General features: G+C 70.8%; 18 protein-coding genes and 1 riboswitch. Of the genes, 10 read left to right on the plus strand and 8 right to left on the minus strand.

Features of this window, described 5'->3' with window-relative positions:
• Window positions 1–27 precede the first annotated feature (27 nt).
• Window positions 28–792, minus strand: a complete 765-nt coding sequence (locus tag OG403_RS30490) for an SDR family NAD(P)-dependent oxidoreductase (RefSeq protein ID WP_329570071.1) — start codon at window positions 790–792, stop codon at window positions 28–30.
• Between the two features lie 138 nt (window positions 793–930).
• Between OG403_RS30490 and OG403_RS30495 the strand changes: the two genes are divergently transcribed.
• Complete coding sequence (locus OG403_RS30495) at window positions 931–1,623, plus strand: TetR/AcrR family transcriptional regulator (protein ID WP_329570073.1); 693 nt, start codon at window positions 931–933, stop codon at window positions 1,621–1,623.
• Between the two features lie 166 nt (window positions 1,624–1,789).
• Here OG403_RS30495 and OG403_RS30500 read toward each other — a convergent pair whose 3' ends face one another.
• A complete protein-coding gene (locus tag OG403_RS30500) occupies window positions 1,790–2,125 on the minus strand; it encodes a MoaF-related domain-containing protein (protein ID WP_329570075.1) in 336 nt (111 codons plus the stop codon).
• A 226-nt stretch (window positions 2,126–2,351) separates the two neighbouring features.
• Here OG403_RS30500 and OG403_RS30505 point away from each other — a divergent pair, with 226 nt between their 5' ends.
• The 3 genes from OG403_RS30505 to OG403_RS30515 all read left to right on the plus strand — a co-directional run bounded on the left by OG403_RS30505 (window position 2,352) and on the right by OG403_RS30515 (window position 5,513).
• Entirely contained in the window at window positions 2,352–2,546 is a 195-nt protein-coding gene (locus OG403_RS30505) for a DUF1059 domain-containing protein (protein WP_329570076.1), read from the plus strand.
• A 604-nt stretch (window positions 2,547–3,150) separates the two neighbouring features.
• Window positions 3,151–3,612: a hypothetical protein gene (locus OG403_RS30510; protein ID WP_329570078.1), complete on the plus strand. Its 462-nt coding sequence runs from the start codon at window positions 3,151–3,153 to the stop codon at window positions 3,610–3,612.
• Window positions 3,612–5,513, plus strand: coding sequence for a WXG100-like domain-containing protein (locus OG403_RS30515; RefSeq protein ID WP_329570080.1), 1,902 nt, complete (start codon window positions 3,612–3,614; stop codon window positions 5,511–5,513). The genes OG403_RS30510 and OG403_RS30515 overlap by 1 nt, the downstream gene beginning before the upstream one ends.
• A gap of 84 nt (window positions 5,514–5,597) precedes the next feature.
• Here the strand turns inward: OG403_RS30515 and OG403_RS30520 are convergent, their stop codons facing one another.
• Window positions 5,598–5,990, minus strand: a complete 393-nt coding sequence (locus tag OG403_RS30520; protein WP_329570082.1) for a ribonuclease domain-containing protein — start codon at window positions 5,988–5,990, stop codon at window positions 5,598–5,600.
• A 245-nt stretch (window positions 5,991–6,235) separates the two neighbouring features.
• Window positions 6,236–6,424: riboswitch (cyclic di-AMP (ydaO/yuaA leader) on the plus strand.
• A 3-nt stretch (window positions 6,425–6,427) separates the two neighbouring features.
• Here OG403_RS30520 and OG403_RS30525 point away from each other — a divergent pair.
• Complete coding sequence (locus tag OG403_RS30525; RefSeq protein WP_329570084.1) at window positions 6,428–7,660, plus strand: glycoside hydrolase family 16 protein; 1,233 nt, start codon at window positions 6,428–6,430, stop codon at window positions 7,658–7,660.
• 83 nt (window positions 7,661–7,743) lie between these two features.
• Here the strand turns inward: OG403_RS30525 and OG403_RS30530 are convergent, their stop codons facing one another.
• The gene (locus OG403_RS30530) at window positions 7,744–8,541 is read right to left on the minus strand and encodes an IclR family transcriptional regulator (protein ID WP_329570087.1); all 798 of its coding nucleotides are present in this window, start codon (window positions 8,539–8,541) and stop codon (window positions 7,744–7,746) included.
• 196 nt (window positions 8,542–8,737) lie between these two features.
• Between OG403_RS30530 and aceB the strand changes: the two genes are divergently transcribed.
• Complete coding sequence (gene aceB, locus OG403_RS30535) at window positions 8,738–10,414, plus strand: malate synthase A (protein WP_329570089.1); 1,677 nt, start codon at window positions 8,738–8,740, stop codon at window positions 10,412–10,414.
• 103 nt (window positions 10,415–10,517) lie between these two features.
• Entirely contained in the window at window positions 10,518–10,907 is a 390-nt protein-coding gene (locus tag OG403_RS30540) for an allophanate hydrolase-related protein (RefSeq protein ID WP_329570091.1), read from the plus strand.
• A 630-nt stretch (window positions 10,908–11,537) separates the two neighbouring features.
• Here the strand turns inward: OG403_RS30540 and OG403_RS30545 are convergent.
• From OG403_RS30545 to OG403_RS30560, 4 genes are read right to left on the minus strand one after another with little or no spacing between them, the layout of a single operon-like run.
• Window positions 11,538–11,960 (minus strand): NUDIX hydrolase, encoded by a 423-nt coding sequence (locus OG403_RS30545; RefSeq protein ID WP_329570093.1) that lies wholly within the window; start codon window positions 11,958–11,960, stop codon window positions 11,538–11,540.
• A complete protein-coding gene (locus tag OG403_RS30550) occupies window positions 11,953–12,603 on the minus strand; it encodes an NUDIX hydrolase (protein ID WP_329570095.1) in 651 nt (216 codons plus the stop codon). Before OG403_RS30550 ends, OG403_RS30545 begins: the two co-directional genes overlap by 8 nt.
• Window positions 12,604–12,629: 26 nt before the next feature.
• Entirely contained in the window at window positions 12,630–13,169 is a 540-nt protein-coding gene (locus OG403_RS30555; RefSeq protein WP_329570096.1) for a flavoprotein, read from the minus strand.
• Window positions 13,166–14,443 carry a helix-turn-helix transcriptional regulator gene (locus tag OG403_RS30560; RefSeq protein WP_329570097.1) on the minus strand — a complete coding sequence of 426 codons (1,278 nt, stop codon included), beginning with the start codon at window positions 14,441–14,443 and terminating at the stop codon, window positions 13,166–13,168. Before OG403_RS30560 ends, OG403_RS30555 begins: the two co-directional genes overlap by 4 nt.
• A 509-nt stretch (window positions 14,444–14,952) precedes the next feature.
• Between OG403_RS30560 and OG403_RS30565 the strand changes: the two genes are divergently transcribed.
• The 3 genes from OG403_RS30565 to OG403_RS30575 all read left to right on the plus strand — a co-directional run bounded on the left by OG403_RS30565 (window position 14,953) and on the right by OG403_RS30575 (window position 16,593).
• A complete protein-coding gene (locus tag OG403_RS30565) occupies window positions 14,953–15,462 on the plus strand; it encodes a nucleoside-diphosphate kinase (protein ID WP_329570098.1) in 510 nt (169 codons plus the stop codon).
• A gap of 85 nt (window positions 15,463–15,547) precedes the next feature.
• Complete coding sequence (locus tag OG403_RS30570) at window positions 15,548–15,847, plus strand: hypothetical protein (RefSeq protein ID WP_329570100.1); 300 nt, start codon at window positions 15,548–15,550, stop codon at window positions 15,845–15,847.
• Between the two features lie 149 nt (window positions 15,848–15,996).
• Entirely contained in the window at window positions 15,997–16,593 is a 597-nt protein-coding gene (locus tag OG403_RS30575) for a hypothetical protein (RefSeq protein WP_329570102.1), read from the plus strand.
• Window positions 16,594–16,607: the final 14 nt, after the last annotated feature.

Genomic DNA, 16,607 nt, shown 5'->3' on the forward strand with positions numbered 1-16,607 from the left:
GCCCGATGCCTCCCCGGCCCGCGGGGGTCACATGTGGGTGCCGCCGTCGATCCGGATCTCGGTGCCGGTGACGAAGGCGCCGTCCTCGCTCGCCAGCATCGCGATCACGCCGGCCACCGTCTCCGGGCCGGCGAAGCCCGAGCCGAGCGCGGGCGAGAGCTTGGCCAGCAGGCTGAAGTCGGCATCGGCCGGCAGGCCGGGGTTGTTGGTCATGCCGCTGTCGATGCTGCCCGGCGCGACGCAGACCGCGCGCAGGCCCTGCTTGCTGTACTCCTGCGCGATCGCGTGGGTGAAGGACTGGATGCCGCCCTTGGTCGCGGCGTACGCGGCCATGTACGGGTGGGCGAAACTCGCCGAGGTGGAGCTGAAGTTGACCACCACGCCGGAGCCCGAGGCGAGCAGCGCGGGCAGCGCCTCGCGGGTCATCAGGAAGGTGCCGGTCAGGTTCACCTTCAGCAGGGTGTTCCAGAACTCCAGGCTGGTCAGGTGGGTGTGCGAGGAGCGCAGGATCCCGGCGGCGTTGACCAGGACGTCGAGGCCGCCCAGGCGCTCGATCGCGGCGGCCACCCCGGCCTGGACCGACGACTCGTCGGAGATGTCCAGCACGGCGGTGGTCAGCCGCTCGGCGGTGCCCTCGGCGGCGGCCCGCTCGGCGGTCTCGCGCAGCCCGGCCTCGTTCACGTCCACCGCGACGACCTGGCCGCCCTCGGCCAGCAGACGGTGCACGGTGGCCCGGCCGATGCCGGAACCGCCGCCGGTGACCAGGATTCGACGACCGGAAAAGCGCTGCATGGTGGTGCTCCGTTCTCAGGGCTGCTCTCAAGCGGCGAACGCTGTGCCGCGGTCGCACAGTCACCGTACGCCGGGATGGCACGTTGTGCCACTTTGACATGCAATGCCAGGTAGGCAGGAACGGCGTAGCGTGGGGGCATGACCGACCGTCCCGTTCCGACCGCCGACCGCCTGTCCCCGCTCGCCCAGGGCCTGCCCGCTGCCGCCCGCCCGTCCCTCACGGACCGGCGCCGGGCCGAGACCCAGCTGGAGATCGCCATCACGGCCGCCGCGCTCTTCGCCGAACGCGGCGTGGAGGGGACCGGGGCCGAGGAGATCGCCCGCGCCTCGGGCGTCGCGCTGCGCACCTTCTACCGCTACTTCCGCACCAAGGAGGAGGCCGTCGCCCCGCTGCTCGCCGCCGGGGGCCGGCGCTGGCTGGAGCTGGTCGCCGCCGGCCCGGCCGAGCTGCCGGTGCCACTGGTGCTGGAGCGGGCGGCCGTCGAGGCGCTCGCGGCGGCGGACGAGCGGGCGGTGACGGCGCTGCGCTGGACCCGCGCGCTGCTCACCGATCCGGGGCTGCGCCGGGTCTGGCAGGGGGTGCACCAGGACTCGGAGGAGGCGCTGGTGCCGATCCTGGCCGAGCGCTGCGGCGCGGGCGTCGACCCGCTGGAGGTGCGGCTGGCGGCGGCGGCGGCCACCGCCGCGATCCGGGTCGCACTGGAGACCTGGGCGGCCGCCGAGGACGCCCCGACCGAGGGCCCGCAGGCGCCGGGCCCGCTGGCCGCGCGCTGCCTGCGTGAGTTGACGGCGGGGCTGCGGCTCTGGAACGGCGAGGCCGGCCGGGACTGAGCCGGCAGCCGGTGACCGACGCGGCAGCCGGTGACCGACGCGGCAGCCGGTGACCGACGCGACGGGGTCGGTGGACGGGACGACGGGTCGGTGGACGACGCGACGGCGGGGTCCGGCCTGCTCCCAGGCCGGACCCCGCCGTCGTCTCAGCGGGAGTGCCGCAGTGTCAGGCGACCGGCTCCAGCGTCCCGGTGTGCAGCTCGCCGACCCGGCCGCCCTCGCCCTCGTAGGTCCAGAAGACCCGCACGGTCAGCGCGCCCAGATCCATCACGTGGCTGACCGTGATGCCGCTCTGCTCGGTCCAGCTCACGAAGTACACGTCCGGCGCGACCCGCGCGACGTGCAGGGCCACGTCCTCCCACTGGCCCGCCGACTCGCCCAGGCCCTCCCAGCGCAGGCGCCGGCCGTCGGCCGAGTAGGCGTTGCGGAAGGCGGCGCCGTTGTCGACCTGGAAGAGGTAGGTCCGGCCGGCGAAGCCGGGCAGGTCAGCGGTCTCGGTCATGCGGGCGGGTGTCCTCGTCTCTGGTCCGGCGTCGAAAAGTCGTGCGCCCCCAAGTTATCCGACCGGTGGCACGGCACGCGTGAAAACGAAGCCCGGGTAGCGGCGAGCGGCGGCAGAACGGAGGGACAATGGTTGCGCGACACGCCTGTGCCGCCGCGCGCCGGTCCTCGGGCCAGCGGGTGGCCCGCTGACGGGCGGGGCACAGTGGCGGGTCGGGAGGTCGAACATGCGCAAGGTCGTCGACTGCCGGGACTTCCCGAGCGAGACCAACTGCTCGCTGGCCATCTCCGGCGAGGAGGAAGAAGTGGTGCGGGCCGCCACCGAACACGCGGTCTCGGTCCACGGGCACACCGATTCCCCGGAACTGCGGGACCAGATCCGGGCCGGCCTCAAGGACGAGCTGCTTCTCCAGCACACCTGAGCACGCCCGACGTGGCACCTCTTGACCACGGTGGCACGATGGAGATGAGGGGTGCCGAAGGAGACGAACTTCGGCAACCGCGATCACCACACCCACCCGGAGGAGACGAACCCCGGGGCCCGACGGTGACCGCGGGTGATCCGGTATCCGGGCGCCGGCTCCGTGGAGCCCGAGGGGTACGGCGATCAAGTGACTCCGCGGTGTACCTGGGATCGCGTTCAACGAGTTTTGCACACCCTGAACGGCACGCCCCCGGGATGGGGGACGTTGCCCACCTCGTCAGTGGGCCCCGCCCGGCACGGCGGACGCCCACCGGGCCGCCGGCCGCGACCGGCCGCCGATCGGCGGCGCGCCGACCGTGCCGCACCACCAGGCGCGACCGATCCCCGGCCTGCGCGGGACGGCCACCAGCCCAACTGATCTGCCCTAGGCACCCACTGGCCCACGGTCTCGCGAACCGCGGGCCAGTGCGCTGGGTGGGACTGGGGCTGGTTCTGAGCAGGCGTCAGGAGGCGCGTCAGTAATGCGTCAGGGTCGGGGTGATGGCCGTCGGGATGTCGTCAAGAACGGGCGAACCGGAGGTGAACTCCGGTGAGCTGGAGGGATGTCGACCCCGCCAGAGAAAACGCCCGACGTACCCGGTCCGACCGGCGGCTACCGCAATGCCCCGGTCTCGGATCCGCCGTACAACGGGTCGTCGCCGTCGCAGCTGCCGCCGTTGCCGACGCTCGACGGCAGCCTGGTGGTCGACTTCTCCCTGCTGGCCAAGGCGGGCGGTGACGCGAGCAGCGCGGCCGCCACCATGGACTCCGCCTGGCAGGCGCTGAGTGCCGTCGCCCTGTTCGGTGCGGCGCCCTGGGGGGACGACGCGGCTCTCGGCCAGGGCTTCGACCAGGCCTTCGCGCAGCCGCGAGACGATCTCCTGAAGGCGGTGCAGGCGCTGCCGGCCACGCTGCGGAACCTCGCCGACGCCCTCGGCGGTGTCCACAGCGTCCTCAAGAACGGCGATGACACGGCAAAGGAGATCGTCGGGCCGTCCCCGTCCCTCGGTCACGGGAGTGTGTGATGGCGGTCGACGCTCCCAACGCCCACCTGTCGCAGGGGGTCGAGGACCTGGTGATGATCCTGGTGGGCAACCAGTGGCCCACCGGGAACGAGAGTGCGCTGCGGGCCGAGGCCGCGGGCTGGAGCGCGGCGGGGGACGCGGTCCGCACCTGCATCGCCGACCTCACGGACGCCAGGACCCAGCTCGCCCACGCCCTGAGCGGCAGTGCCCAGCAGACCTTCGACACCTATCTGGTCGCACTCGCGATCGGCGACAATGCCGCGCTGCCGCTGATCGCCCAGTGCTGCGATGCCGCCGCCGACGCGTTGAACAACCTGGCGAACGAGATCGAGACGCTGCGGATCGAGATCATCGGCGCGGCGGTGGTGCTCGCCGTCCAACTGGCGATCGACGCCGTGGCGTGGTTCTTCGGTGGTGCGGTGGCGGCGCCCGAGGAGATCATCATCACCCGGGCCGTCGTACTGGCGTTCCTGAAGAAGGCGTTGATCAGCGCGGTGACCCGGGTCGCCGAGTCGGTGCTGGCCCAGGTCGGCTTCGACCTGCTGGCCCAGGTGATCGAACTGGCCCAGCACCACCGCAAGTCGATCGACGGGTCCGAGTTGGGCACCGCCGCCATCAACGGGGCGATCGGCGGCGCGGTCGGCTTCGGCGCGGGGCTGCTCGGCAAGGGGCTTGCCAAGGGGCTGGGGAAGGGGCTGGGGAAGGGGTTCGCCGGGCTGGCCGGCCACGAAGCCGGGGAATTCGTCAAAGGCGCGGCCGAGCTGGTCTGGAACACCGGCTACGGGGCGCTGACCGGGATGGCCGAAGGCGCGGCGCAGGACGCGGCGTTCGGGCTCTCCGGCGACTGGGTCTCCGGCGCGGCCAACGGCTCGTTCGCCGGGGCCTGGGGCTCACGGCACGAGGCGATGAACCCGGGGAACAAGTTCTCGATCTCGCCGGCGGACCACCTCGAAGGCTTGCTGTACTCCAAGCTGCTGGGGCCCCGGCCGACGACGGGCGGCGGCACGACGGAGATCGAGCTGGAACCGGTCACGCCGTCGGATCTGCCGCACGAAACACCGCCCCTGTCCGACGGGCCGACGAACTCCAGTACGACGTCCGTGGATTCGCCGCCGATCAACGCCCCCGGGCCGGTGGTGGGTGGGGAGGAGCATCCCGAGCCGGAGCCGGAGCCGGAGCCGGAGCCGGAGCCGGAGCCGCAGCCTGAGGTGCAGGAGTCGCCGGTGCCTCGGCCGACGGTGGGTGGGGAGGGTGAGCCGCAGCCGCAGCCGCAGCCGCAGCCGCAGGTGCAGGAGTCGCCGGCACCTCAGCCGGTGGTGGTGGAGCATCCCGAGCCGGAGCCTGAGCCGCAGCCGCAGCCTGAGGTGCAGGAGTCACCGGTGCCTCAACCGGTGGTGGGTGGGGAGGGTGAGCCACAGCCGCAGGAGTCGCCGGCACCTCAGCCGGTGGTGGTGGAGCATCCCGAGCCGCAGCCGCAGCCTGAGGTGCAGGAGTCACCGGTGCCTCAGTCGACGGTCGGTGGCCAGGGTCAGCCGCAGCCTCAGCCGCAGGAGCGGCCGGTGCCTCAGTCGACGGTCGGCGGGCAGGGTCAGCCGCAGCCTCAGCCGCAGGAGCGGCCGGCACCCCAGCCGGTGGTGGGTGGCCAGGGTCAGTCCCAGCCGCCGGTGCAGGGAGGCCCCCCGCCCCGGTCGACGGTCGGCGGGGGAGGTCAACCCCGCCCCCGGCCGGGCGTCCGAGAACAGCCGCCCAGGTCGACCAGCTATCCCCCCGCTCCCACCCTCCCGCCGCTGGACCTCGGGCCGCCCTTCACCCACCAGGTCCTCCCGTACGACGACCTCGACGAGGACCCACCCCCGTCCCTCGCGGACTTCGTGGCGAGTCAGCTCAACCCGGGTCGCTGACCGGAGCGCCCGATCGGGCAGCGCGGTGGCCGGGTGGTCCGCAACGTCGGCAACCACCCGGCCACAGCACGCGAACCAGCTGTCTCAGCAGGTGGAGTCGATCAGGTAGAACGACTCGTAGTGGTCCGAGGTGTAGTAGTCCGACCCGTCCTCGCCGGTCACGATCCGGCGGGTGCTGCGGTTGGAGGCACCCGGGGTGTCGACCGTGTACTCCTGGTAGAAGCCGTACGGCTCGCTCGGCAGCACGCCCTCGCGGTTCTGGAAGGTCTCGCCGTCCTCGGAGTACGGGAACGGGCCACCCTGGGCGATCAGGTTGAGGGTGTCGTCGGCCTGGCTGGGCAGGGCGGTCTGGCAGATGTTGCCGCTGACGTCCGCGTGGGCGGCGGAGGCGAACACGGCGGTGGGGGCCAGGGTGAGCAGGCCGACGGTGACAACGGAAGCGGTACGCGTCTTCAACGCGCGTAGAAGAGTCTGCATGGACAGCAGTGTGAGGGGCCGTCAGGAAGCCTGGGAAGGAGCTGGGAGCAGACTGAGTGAGTCTTCATGTCCATGTAACTGGGGCGGCGGCCAGGCGACGGGAGTGCTTCGCTTTTGCGGCGGATGTGAAGCTGTGTGACTCGTGTGACATTGATGATGATCAGTTCATCTGCCTACTCTGCAGACGGCTCGCCACCCAGCGGCGGGCCCAGCCACGGGACGCCTAGTCCTGCCTGCCCGGGGTCGGAACCAGAGCACCGCACCAGGCAGGAGCGGGGGACCCAGGTAGTACTGCCGTGTCCCCGCCCGCCCGCGTATCGCCAGGGTGTGTGAGGGTGCGGCTCGGGGTGAGGCCGACCGGCAGTGCCGGCTCGGCCGGGCCATCTTGCGGTCCGAACCCGACAGCTCACCTCGCAGGCGTCGCAAGAGGAACTCCCGTGATCCCTACCGCCACCCCTGCCCGCCTCGGCGTCGTCGCCGCCGCGCTCGGCCTGGTCGCCGTCCCGATGGTCGGCCAGGCGAACGCCCTCACCCGGCACCCGGCGACCAGCGCCGCGCCCACCGTGACCCAGGACCGGCTGACCCCGACCACCGCCACCGCCGGCGCGGCGACCACTGCCGCCCTGACGCTGCACGCAAGCTCCTGCTTCACCGCGAAGACGGTGGGCGTGGGCGTGCGGGACGCCGCGGGGAACAACCTCGACTTCCCCGGGGACCTCAGCAACCAGCAGATCTGCCCGAGCGGCCTGTCGCTGACCACCGGCGCGCGGACCTTCGCGAGCGGGGCGTACACCGTCTTCGGCTTCTACCAGGACCAGGCCGGCGCCTGGCACAACCTGGCCTCGCAGACCCTGACCGTCTCGGCGGCCGGCAGTGCGGCCGGCAGCGGCACCAGCACCCCGACGCCCGCTCCGGCGCCCACCCCCACCCCGGCGCCCACCCCGGCGCCGGCTCCCGCGCCGACCCCCGCCCCCAGCGGCTCGCCCGTCCCCGGCAAGACGCTGACCTGGTCCGACGAGTTCAACGGCCCGCTCGACGCGACCAAGTGGAACGACAGCTCCACCACCTCGTACCAGTACGGCAACCACAACCCGAACGACAACAAGCTCGACTGGATCGACCCGTCCGACGTCTCGGTCGCGGGCGGCGTGGCCACCTTCACCGCCCAGCCCTCCAGCCACACCCTGGAGAACGGCAAGCAGGCCTGGACCACCGGCCTGCTCACCACCGAGGGCACCCAGCAGGGCTTCAAGGTCAAGACCGGTGACTACGCCGAGGCCCGGGTCCAGATGCCGTCCGCGCCCGGCGCCTGGCCTGCCCTGTGGACCTGGGCGAACGGTGGCAGCGAGATCGACTCCTTCGAGTACCACCCGGACAACCCGAACCTGCTGGAGCTGACCAACCACGTCAACTTCGCGCAGAAGTACTACACCGACGCGAACGCGGTGCAGCCGGGCCAGTGGGTGACCATCGGCACCTACTACGGCGCCAACTCGGTCGACTACTACGTCAACGGCGTCAAGGTCTTCTCCGACAACACCGGTGTCGGCGCCAACTGGTCGGCCTACCTGATCCTCAACCTGTCGATCAGCGCGGGCGAGTACCACCCGGCCCCGAGCGGCTCCGCGCCGATCAGCTTCGCGGCCGACTACGTGCGGGTCTACCGCTGACCCCCACCGGCCGACCCTGACGAGCACGACGGCTGTGGCCCGGATCCCCAAGGATCCGGGCCACAGCCGTCTCTGACGGAGTGTCAGGGTGCCAGCACGGCCCCCAGGCGCTGCGCGATCTGGCGCATCACCGGGACCAGGGCCGAGGCGCCGGTCTGCTCCTCCAGGGCGCGGATCCGCGCCTCCGGGCCCGACACCGAGAGCGCGGTCGGGGTCGGGGCGCCCGGCACCGCGACGGCGATGCAGCGCACGCCGATCTCCTGCTCCTGGTCGTCCACCACATAGCCGGCCTCCCGGGCGGTGGCCAGCTGGGCGAACAGGGCTTCGGGGTCGGTGACGGTGAACTCGGTGTGCGCGGGCAGGGCTTGGGTGCCGAGCACGGCGCGCGCCTCGTCCTCGGGGAGCTGGGCGAGCAGTGCCTTGCCGACGCCGGTGCAGTGCGGCTGCACCCGGCGGCCGACCTCGGTGAACATCCGCATCGAGCGGCGCGACTGCACCTGGCCGACGTAGACCACCTCGCCGCCCTCCAGGACGGCCAGGTTGGCGGTCTCGCCGGTGGCCTCCATCAGCTCGGCCAGGTAGGGGCGGGCCCAGCTGCCGAGCAGCCGGCCCGCGGTCTCGCCGAGCCGGATCAGCCGGGGGCCCAGGGTGTAGCGCCGCGCGGTGTCCTGGCGGACATATCCCTGCTGTGCGAGGGTACGAACCAGCCGGTGGATGGTCGGCATCGGGAGGCCCGAGGTGGTGGACAGCTCGCTGAGGGTCGCGACGCCACCCGAGTCGGCCAGGGCCTCCAGGAGTTGGAAAGCGCGCTCGACGGACTGCACGCCCCCCGCGGAGGCGCGCTCGGATCCGGTCGAAGCTGCGGCAGGGGTGCTGGCCACCGGCGTTCCCTTTGCTGTCGGGGGAGGAGTAGAGTCCCAGCGATCTACCTCAACAAACCGTTGAAATTCTGTATCGCGGAAACTAGTGTCCACCTTACAGAATCGAACTCGCCAGTAGGTGGGTCAGATCAGATGAGGGAAGCCCCCTACCGGGAGCTCCCTACACAGGTTCTACCGTCCAAGGAGTGTCCTGCCCATGGCTACAGACCAGGGACCCGCCGCCAGCCTTCGACCGGGAGTGCCCCCAGGTGCCTCGGCCGCTCCGGTCGTCACCGTCGCCGGTCCGCGCGTCCCCCGTGCGGAGGAGGTGCTGACGCCCGAGGCGGTCGCGTTCGTGGTCGGTCTGCACCGGACCTTCGAGAGCCGCCGGCAGGAACTCCTCGCCCGCCGCCGGGCCCGCCGGGTGGAGATCGCCCAGGCCGGGACCCTCGACTTCCTGCCCGAGACCGCCGAGATCCGCGCCGCGGACTGGCAGGTCGCCCCGGCCCCCCGGGCGCTGCAGGACCGCCGGGTGGAGATCACCGGCCCGACCGACCGGAAGATGGTGATCAACGCGCTCAACTCCGGCGCCAAGGTCTGGCTGGCCGACTTCGAGGACGCCACCTCGCCCACCTGGCAGTCGGTGGTCTCCGGCCAGCTCAACCTGATCGACGCCTACGAGGGCCGGATCGACTTCACCTCGCCCGAGGGCAAGCAGTACACGCTCAAGCCCGCCGCCGAACTCGCCACCGTGGTGGTCCGCCCGCGCGGCTGGCACCTGGACGAGAGCCACCTGCTGGTGGACGGCGTGCCGGTGGCCGGCGCGTTCTTCGACTTCGGGCTCTACTTCTTCCACAACGCCGCGCGGCTGCTGGCCAAGGGACCGCAGGACCCCAACTCGGGGCCCTACTTCTACCTGCCGAAGACCGAGAGCCACCTGGAGGCGCGCCTCTGGAACGACGTCTTCTCCCACGCCCAGGAGCAGTTGGGCATCGAGCACGGCACCATCCGGGCCACCGTGCTGATCGAGACGATCACGGCCGCCTTCGAGATGGACGAGATCCTCTACGAACTGCGCGACCACGCCGCCGGGTTGAACGCCGGCCGGTGGGACTACCTGTTCTCGATCGTGAAGAACTTCCGCGACGCCGGCGAGCACTACATCCTGCCGGACCGCAACAGCGTGGGCATGACCTCCCCGTTCATGGCCGCCTACGCCCGCCTGCTGGTGCGGACCTGCCACCAGCGCGGCGCGCACGCGATCGGCGGGATGGCCGCCTTCATCCCCAGTCGCAAGGACCCCGAGGTCAACGCCGCCGCCCTGGAGAAGGTCAAGGCGGACAAGGAGCGCGAGGCCGCGGGCGGCTTCGACGGCTCCTGGGTCGCGCACCCCGACCTGGTCCCGGTCGCCCGCGCCTGCTTCGACGCGGTGCTCGGCGAGCGCCCCCACCAGAAGGAGAACCCGGGCTCCGCCGAGCAGGTGACGGCCGCCCAGCTGCTGGACATCGCCGGGGCCGGCGGCTCCTGCACCGAGGCCGGCCTGCGGAACGCGGTTGCCGTGGGCCTGCGTTACTGCGAGGCCTGGCTGCGCGGGCTGGGTGCGGTCGGGATCTTCAACATGATGGAGGACGCGGCCACCGCCGAGATCTCCCGCTCGCAGATCTGGCAGTGGATCCGCAACGGCGTGGTGCTCGCCGACACCGGCGAGAAGGCCACCGCCGAACTGGCCCGCCGGCTGGTCGCCGAGGAGATGGCGGCGATCAGGACCGAGGTCGGGGACGAGGCGTTCGCGGCCGGCCGGTGGGCCGAGGCGCGTGGACTCTTCGAGCAGGTCTCGCTCGCCGAGGAGTTCGTCGACTTCCTGACGCTGCCAGGCTACGCGCTGCTCGGCTGAGCGCTTCCCGCCGTTCTGTACGGTCCGCCGGGGCGAACGCGCCCCGGCGGACCATTCCGCTGTTCAGCCTTCAATGTCCAGTGTTCGAAGAAAGGCTCCACCGATGGTCCGGATGTTCCTCAACGGCCAGGCGATGCGCGGCGGCGAGTTCCACCCGCTGCTCGGCGACGCGCCCTTCCTCGGGGTGGTCCGCACCGCGCCGGGCCACCGCTTCTTCTCGATCCGGGACACCTGCCCCGGCCTGCTGCCCGACCCGGCGGTGGACAGCGTGATCGAGGGCGAACTGTACGAGGTCAGCCTGGAGTTCCTGCGCGATGTGCTGCTGCCGGGTGAGCCGGGCGAGTTGGAGTTCGGCGTGATCAAGCTGGCGGACGGCAGCGCCTGCTTCTCGATGCTGCTGGCCCGCGGCGAACTCGAGCGCGGCGTGCACAAGGAGATCACCGACTTCGGCGGCTGGCGTCCCTACCTGGCGTCGCTGGGGCGCGAGTTCTGACCTGCGCTATACGGCAGGACGTGGGTCACCTTCAACGCCAGGTGCCTCTGCCTGAAGTGTGGCCCTCAATCCTGCAGGCCCACTGGCCATCCGCGCGTTCAGCGAGCTTCTCCGTCGGCTGTCATTCCAGAGCCCTGTACCGGGCAGAGGTCTGGTTCGCCGGGGAAGAGCGAGGCACTGACAGACGCTCAGCCAGCGCATGCCGAAGCCCGACCTCTCCCGGCAGGCAGCGCGAACTGGCCACCGCTGACTTGGCGGCCGGGGTGCTCACGTGGCGCATCCGCGACGACGCGGGCCTTCTGAGCTCCTCGCCGACGAGCACAGTGGATGGACGGCGCGTCGCGGCAGCGACATCCAGGATCACTGCTCCCGTCCTCACGCCCTCGACGACGCCGAACCCCCAGGGCATTGCGGCACCCGCCAAGGGGGTGGCGATCGGTTCAGCCCGCCGACGATGACGCTGGCAGTCGACTCGAGCCAGCTCGCTCGGCTCGCTGGGCGGTTCGCATCCCAGGCGCGAAAACGCTCCTTGTCCGCAGTTTTGCGGACAAGGAGCGTTCGTCGGCGTGGGACAGCTGGCTCACGCCTCGATCTCTGAGTGCTCGGCCTGACTACCGGTAGCGCAGAAGGTCAGCTGACGGCCGGCCCGATCAGAACGTCATCCAGGTAGCGCTGTACCGGCTCGAACAGCCCGTACGGCACGTAGTCGGCGATCTGATCGTGGGTGACCCAGGCCAGCTCGGCCAGCTCCTCGGTGTCGACCACCGTGGCGATGCCGCTCACGATCTCGCAGGCGCTGTACGACATCTGCCGGCCGGTCTTCGGGTGGATGCGCTCACCGAGTAGCCGAGTCGCCTTGACCGTCAGGCCGACCTCTTCACCAGTCTCGCGGACCGCAGCCGCCTCGGCCGTCTCGCCCGGCTCGATCTCACCGGCCGGGAACTGCCACGACAGCTCACCTTCCTTGACGCGGCGCTGCACCATCAGGACGCGGCCGTCCTGGACCACGATGGCGGCGGCGATGCCCGGCTTATCGGTGATCTGCTCAGTCATGCTGCGGCTCCTCCAGGGCGGCCAGGATGGGCGGGAAGATCGTATCGACGGGGATGAACCGGGGCACCGCGTTTCTCGGAACCCACATCACGTCGGCGTTCTCGACCGTGTCCTGGTTCTGGGCTTCCCCGGCCAGATACTCAGTCAGGAAGTACTCGCACCAGACCCCGGTAGCCGGATGGAGCCGGCCCCCGAGGTCTTGGCGTACGGCGCAGTGAACCCCTGTCTCGGCCAACGTCTCGCGGACGGCCGCCGACGCCGGGTTCCCCCCTGGCTTGATGACGCCTGCGGGGAACTGCCAGCGGATGCCGGCGCTCTCGTCGTCCCGGCGGCAGACGAGCAGCACCTCGGAGCCGCGCACCACTACCGCGATGGCCACGCACAGGGCTTGGCCCGCAGTCTGTGGGCTGGCTTCGGTGGTCAGCAACGCGAACCGCTTCTGCACCGCAGGCGGCGCCGTCTCCAGGATCTGGTCGAGCAACTGCCGCATCTCGGTGCGGGGGACCAGCTCCGGATCGGCGTGCCAGGTCGCCACCGTCCGTAGGCCAATGCCCAGCCGGCCGGCGAACCCCTCGTTGGTGTCGCGCAGTGCCTCTTGGAGCACACAGGCGGACTTGCCCGTCCAGGTCCCCACCACGTCCACCTGCTGCTCCTCCCCGAACTGGCCTGCTACGCCTTGGTCTTGGCTTCGAGTACCGGGCGCAGCAGGCGCAACGGTGTGCTCCAGTCGTACTGGTCACGGCCCCCGCCGGCTTTCGGCTTGTGCGGAACGTAGTCGCCGAACAGCACGCCCATCGCCTTCAGTCGCTCCACGTTGGCCGGGTAGGCCGGATGGGCGGCCTGGGCCGAGTTGACGTACGGCTGGGCGGCCACCGGGATGCCCAGACCGTACGCCTCGGTGAGGATGCCGAGGGCCAGGGTGTCGGCGTGGCCATCCGCCCACTTGTTGATCGTGTTGAAGGTGGCGGGCGCGACCGCGATGGCGTCGGCCGACGGCAGTGAGGCCGGCACCTCGGGCGTGCGCCAGGCCGAGCGGATCGGGTGGCCGGTCTGCTTCTCGATGGCGGCCTGATCGATGAACCCCATTGCGTTCGGCGTCGCCACCACCCCGACCGCCCAGCCTTCGGCTTGGGCGACTGAGATCAGCTGGCCCACGTCGTCGGCGATGCCCGACGCGCACACGACGACGTAGAGGAACGGCTTGCTCAAGGTCGGACTCCCAACTCACGGCTGAACTGGCGTAGCTCCGGCAGGGCACCGCGGCGGTCGCGTGCTGCCATGTCGGCCACCAGCTCCCGGATGTCCGGACGACGCCGGATGTCTTCGGCAGCGTGACGTTCGGCGATGCGCAGGGCGCGGTAGCCCTCGGACAGTTTGCCCTGCTGGTTGAAGGCCCTGGCAAGGTCCACCCACAGTGCCGCTTGTCGTTCCGGCGCTGGGATGCGGCGGTGCAGCAGCGGCCGGGCCGTGTCGATGGCGGCGCCGGCGTCGCCCAGGGCCACCGCAGCGGACGTCCGGTGCAGCGCCACGTTGGTCTGGCTGAAGTTCGCCCAGGCATCCGGGTGGTCGCGGTCGACGTACTGGGCGACTTCGTCGGCCTGGTCCAGCAGCTCGGCTGTGGTGGAACGGTCACCGCCGGTGCTGGCGGCCGTCACCCCGCGCAGCAGCATCAGGCCGAAGGCGGCAAGGTCACCGGGCTCGCGCTGGTCGTAGTGGCCGCCGAGTTGGTCGGCAGTGTGCTGGACCATCGTGACGGCCGGCGCGTGGTGGTGCTCGCGGGCCATAAGGTGGGTCTGGACCCGGACGCTGGACGCCAGCACTATCGGGTTGCCGCTGCGCTCTGCCTCGCTCATCGCCCGCCCGACCGCGAGCCAGGCGTTGCCGTTGTCGCCGAGCTTGATCAACATGCTGACGGTGGTCTGGTAGGCGGTGGCGGCCAGGCTGGTCAGCGTCAGGCTGCCGGGAGTCTCGTGCTGGGTGCGACGCAGGTCGGTGAGCAGTGTCGGCAGCAGGGTCTCGAGTTCGGTGTAGCGGCAGCTGTAGAGGAGGCGCCGGGCCTTCGAGAGCCCGTGACGCAGTGCCGCCTCGGTGAGCGGCTGCCGGTCGGGCAGCATGGCGGCCGTTGGCAGGAGGGCCTGGACCAGATCGAGGCCGGCGGTGTGGGGGCGAGCTGGAACCGCGAGGGCCGCCACGCCGGCAGCCAGGAAGCCTTGACGCTGCATGTCGTCCGTCCTGAGGTCCGCGCTTCTGGGGGAGGTGGTTAGGCCCAGGCTTTCCAGGGGAATGTCGAGCTCCGCCGCGACGGCCCGGAGGACCCGTACGTCGTCGGTGCCGATGCCCTTCTCCAGTCGGCTCAGCTTCGACTGGTGGTAGCCCAGCTTGGAAGCCACGTCGTGCTGCGACCGATCGGCGATCACCCGGGCGCGCCGGATCACCGATCCGATCTGGCGTGCGCCGATGGGCTCCGGTGCCGCCTCCGACATGGCTCCTCCTGCCACCTTCAGTCTGCCTGGCACGGGCCGCGCCGACCGACCTGGATCAAGACGTCATGCACGATCTGCATAGTCCATGCAGGACGCGCGGCGAAGCCAACCGGGCCGCACCTTCATGGAGTTGACTCGGCAGCAGCCGCATCGTTCCGGGAGGAGAGCGCTCCTTGTTGCCCATCCGTCGTCCACCGCCCGCCAGCCTGCTTGCTGCACTCCGAGTGCACCGCCGCCGCACTGTGGCGGCATGGCGCCGGGAGGGTGGCGACTTCAGACTGGGGAGCGTGACCAAAGCTCGCACTTGCACGGACAGTTGCGAGGCCAGTACTGGCTGATTCTAGGCCAGCGCCGGCCGCAGTGGGGGAGCGATCAGGAAGCCCCGCGGTCTGGCGCTCGGCTGGTCGGCTCCGCGAATCGAAAATCGCTTCACCCGCGCAGGTAACCTCAGTGTCGGACGGGCTTGATGCACCGTCATATCGCCACTCTGGCAAGCCGAAAGGGAACAAATGACCGAGGAGAACCAGGCTCAGGTCGAGCGCACGCTCGTGCTTCTCAAGCCCGACGCGGTGGCCCGCGGTCTGGCCGGCCGGATCCTGCAGCGGTTCGAGGACGCCGCGCTCAAGGTCGTCGGCACGAAGATGAAGTGGATGGACGCGGAGTTCACCCGCCGGCACTACTTCGACCTGGAGGAGCGGCTCGGCTCCGAGGTCTACAACCTGACCGCCACCTTCATGCAGCAGGGGCCGGTCATCGCTCTGGTGCTGGAGGGCTACGACGCCATCGCCACGGTCCGGAAGATCGTGGGCAGCACCTACCCGAACCAGGCGCCGGCCGGCACCATCCGCGGCGACTTCTCGCACATGAGTTCAGGGGCGAGCCTGGCCGTGGGCAAGGCGGTGGCCAACCTGGTCCACGCCTCCGGCAACCGCGAGGAAGCCGCGCAGGAAGTCGACCTCTGGTTCGCGAAGGACGAGCTGTTCGACTACAAGACGCTGGCCGAGACCTACATCTACTGATCGGTGGCCGTCCGAGCGTCACCCCGGTGGCGCTGGCCAAGTTCACCACCACAGAACGACCGGCACGAGGAAAGGGCACCGACTGATGACGAACACGACCCACCTGGCTTCCGCGGCCGAGCTGGAGGCCGCGTTCCAGCAGGAGCTGGCGACGGACACCTGGGCGGCGACCGAGACCGCGTACGCCCTGGCGCTGCGGCTGCGCGACGCCGGCGAGTGGGACACCTCGCGCGAGTGGGTCAAGCAGTGCCTCCAACTGCTGGAGGGCTTCCCGTCCGACACCTTGGACCAGGTGGCCACCCGGCGCACCAGCGTTGGCGGTGTGCCGCTGCCGAACTACCTGCACGAGGGCGTGGTCCGCGAACGGTTCGGCGAGCTGGCCTGACGTAACGCACGGTTGGTGGTGCGGCGAGGAGAGCAGCGGCCAGCCGCACCACCATCGAACAACTTCACAGCTACCATCCGGGCCGGCCAGGGATACCTGGCGCCGGCCCGGCCCCATCAGGCATGCCCGAATCAGGAAGGACGACTGCCATGGCCATCGAGATCGAGATGCGCGCCCGCTTCGACAAGGATGCCCACGACGCCCTCGTGGAGCGGCTGACCAAGGACGGCGAAGACCTGGGCCAGGACGACAAGCACATCCACTTCTTCGTGCTGCCGGACCAGCTGCTGAAGGTCACCGACAACCAGTCCGCCGGCACCGCCAAGATCACGCTCAAGGACAGCAGGATCGGCCAGGGCGCGGCCTTCGGCGAGACCGAGTTCCCGATCGCCCGGGACGACGTGCCCAAGGCCGTACAGCTCTTCGCCGCCCTGGGATTCGAGGACGACCGGCACGAAGCCTTCAACTTCCGCCGCAACTTCCTCTTCAGGGGTGTCGAGATCGCGGTCAAGTGGAGCGAAGCGTGGGGCTACCACGCCGAGTTCGAGCGGGTGCTGCCGGGCGACGCTCCGGCCGCCGCCAAGGACGAAGCCACCACCGAGATCATCGACGTGGCCGCCGAGCTGGGCGTCACCCTGATGACCGAAGACGAGCTGGCCGCCTTCACCGCTGCCTTCGAGGCCGAGGAGGCCGCGCGCAAGGCTGCCCGGTCCGTCGAGATCCGGCAGGGCTCCCAACCGTCCTGACCACCGAGGGGGTG

The organism is Kitasatospora sp. NBC_01266 (assembly GCF_036242395.1).
GTDB lineage: Bacteria > Actinomycetota > Actinomycetes > Streptomycetales > Streptomycetaceae > Kitasatospora.

Excerpts from the sequence above, each read along its gene's own strand:
- OG403_RS30565 (WP_329570098.1), top strand. The coding sequence starts at position 14,953 with ATGACCGAGGAGAACCAGGCTCAGGTCGAGCGCACGCTCGTGCTTCTC.
- OG403_RS30540 (WP_329570091.1), top strand. The coding sequence starts at position 10,518 with ATGGTCCGGATGTTCCTCAACGGCCAGGCGATGCGCGGCGGCGAGTTC.
- OG403_RS30490 (WP_329570071.1), bottom strand. The coding sequence starts at position 792 with ATGCAGCGCTTTTCCGGTCGTCGAATCCTGGTCACCGGCGGCGGTTCC.
- OG403_RS30495 (WP_329570073.1), top strand. The coding sequence starts at position 931 with ATGACCGACCGTCCCGTTCCGACCGCCGACCGCCTGTCCCCGCTCGCC.
- OG403_RS30500 (WP_329570075.1), bottom strand. The coding sequence starts at position 2,125 with ATGACCGAGACCGCTGACCTGCCCGGCTTCGCCGGCCGGACCTACCTC.
- OG403_RS30515 (WP_329570080.1), top strand. The coding sequence starts at position 3,612 with ATGGCGGTCGACGCTCCCAACGCCCACCTGTCGCAGGGGGTCGAGGAC.
- OG403_RS30505 (WP_329570076.1), top strand. The coding sequence starts at position 2,352 with ATGCGCAAGGTCGTCGACTGCCGGGACTTCCCGAGCGAGACCAACTGC.
- aceB (WP_329570089.1), top strand. The coding sequence starts at position 8,738 with ATGGCTACAGACCAGGGACCCGCCGCCAGCCTTCGACCGGGAGTGCCC.
- OG403_RS30510 (WP_329570078.1), top strand. The coding sequence starts at position 3,151 with ATGTCGACCCCGCCAGAGAAAACGCCCGACGTACCCGGTCCGACCGGC.
- OG403_RS30545 (WP_329570093.1), bottom strand. The coding sequence starts at position 11,960 with ATGACTGAGCAGATCACCGATAAGCCGGGCATCGCCGCCGCCATCGTG.
- OG403_RS30575 (WP_329570102.1), top strand. The coding sequence starts at position 15,997 with ATGGCCATCGAGATCGAGATGCGCGCCCGCTTCGACAAGGATGCCCAC.
- OG403_RS30520 (WP_329570082.1), bottom strand. The coding sequence starts at position 5,990 with ATGCAGACTCTTCTACGCGCGTTGAAGACGCGTACCGCTTCCGTTGTC.
- OG403_RS30560 (WP_329570097.1), bottom strand. The coding sequence starts at position 14,443 with ATGTCGGAGGCGGCACCGGAGCCCATCGGCGCACGCCAGATCGGATCG.
- OG403_RS30570 (WP_329570100.1), top strand. The coding sequence starts at position 15,548 with ATGACGAACACGACCCACCTGGCTTCCGCGGCCGAGCTGGAGGCCGCG.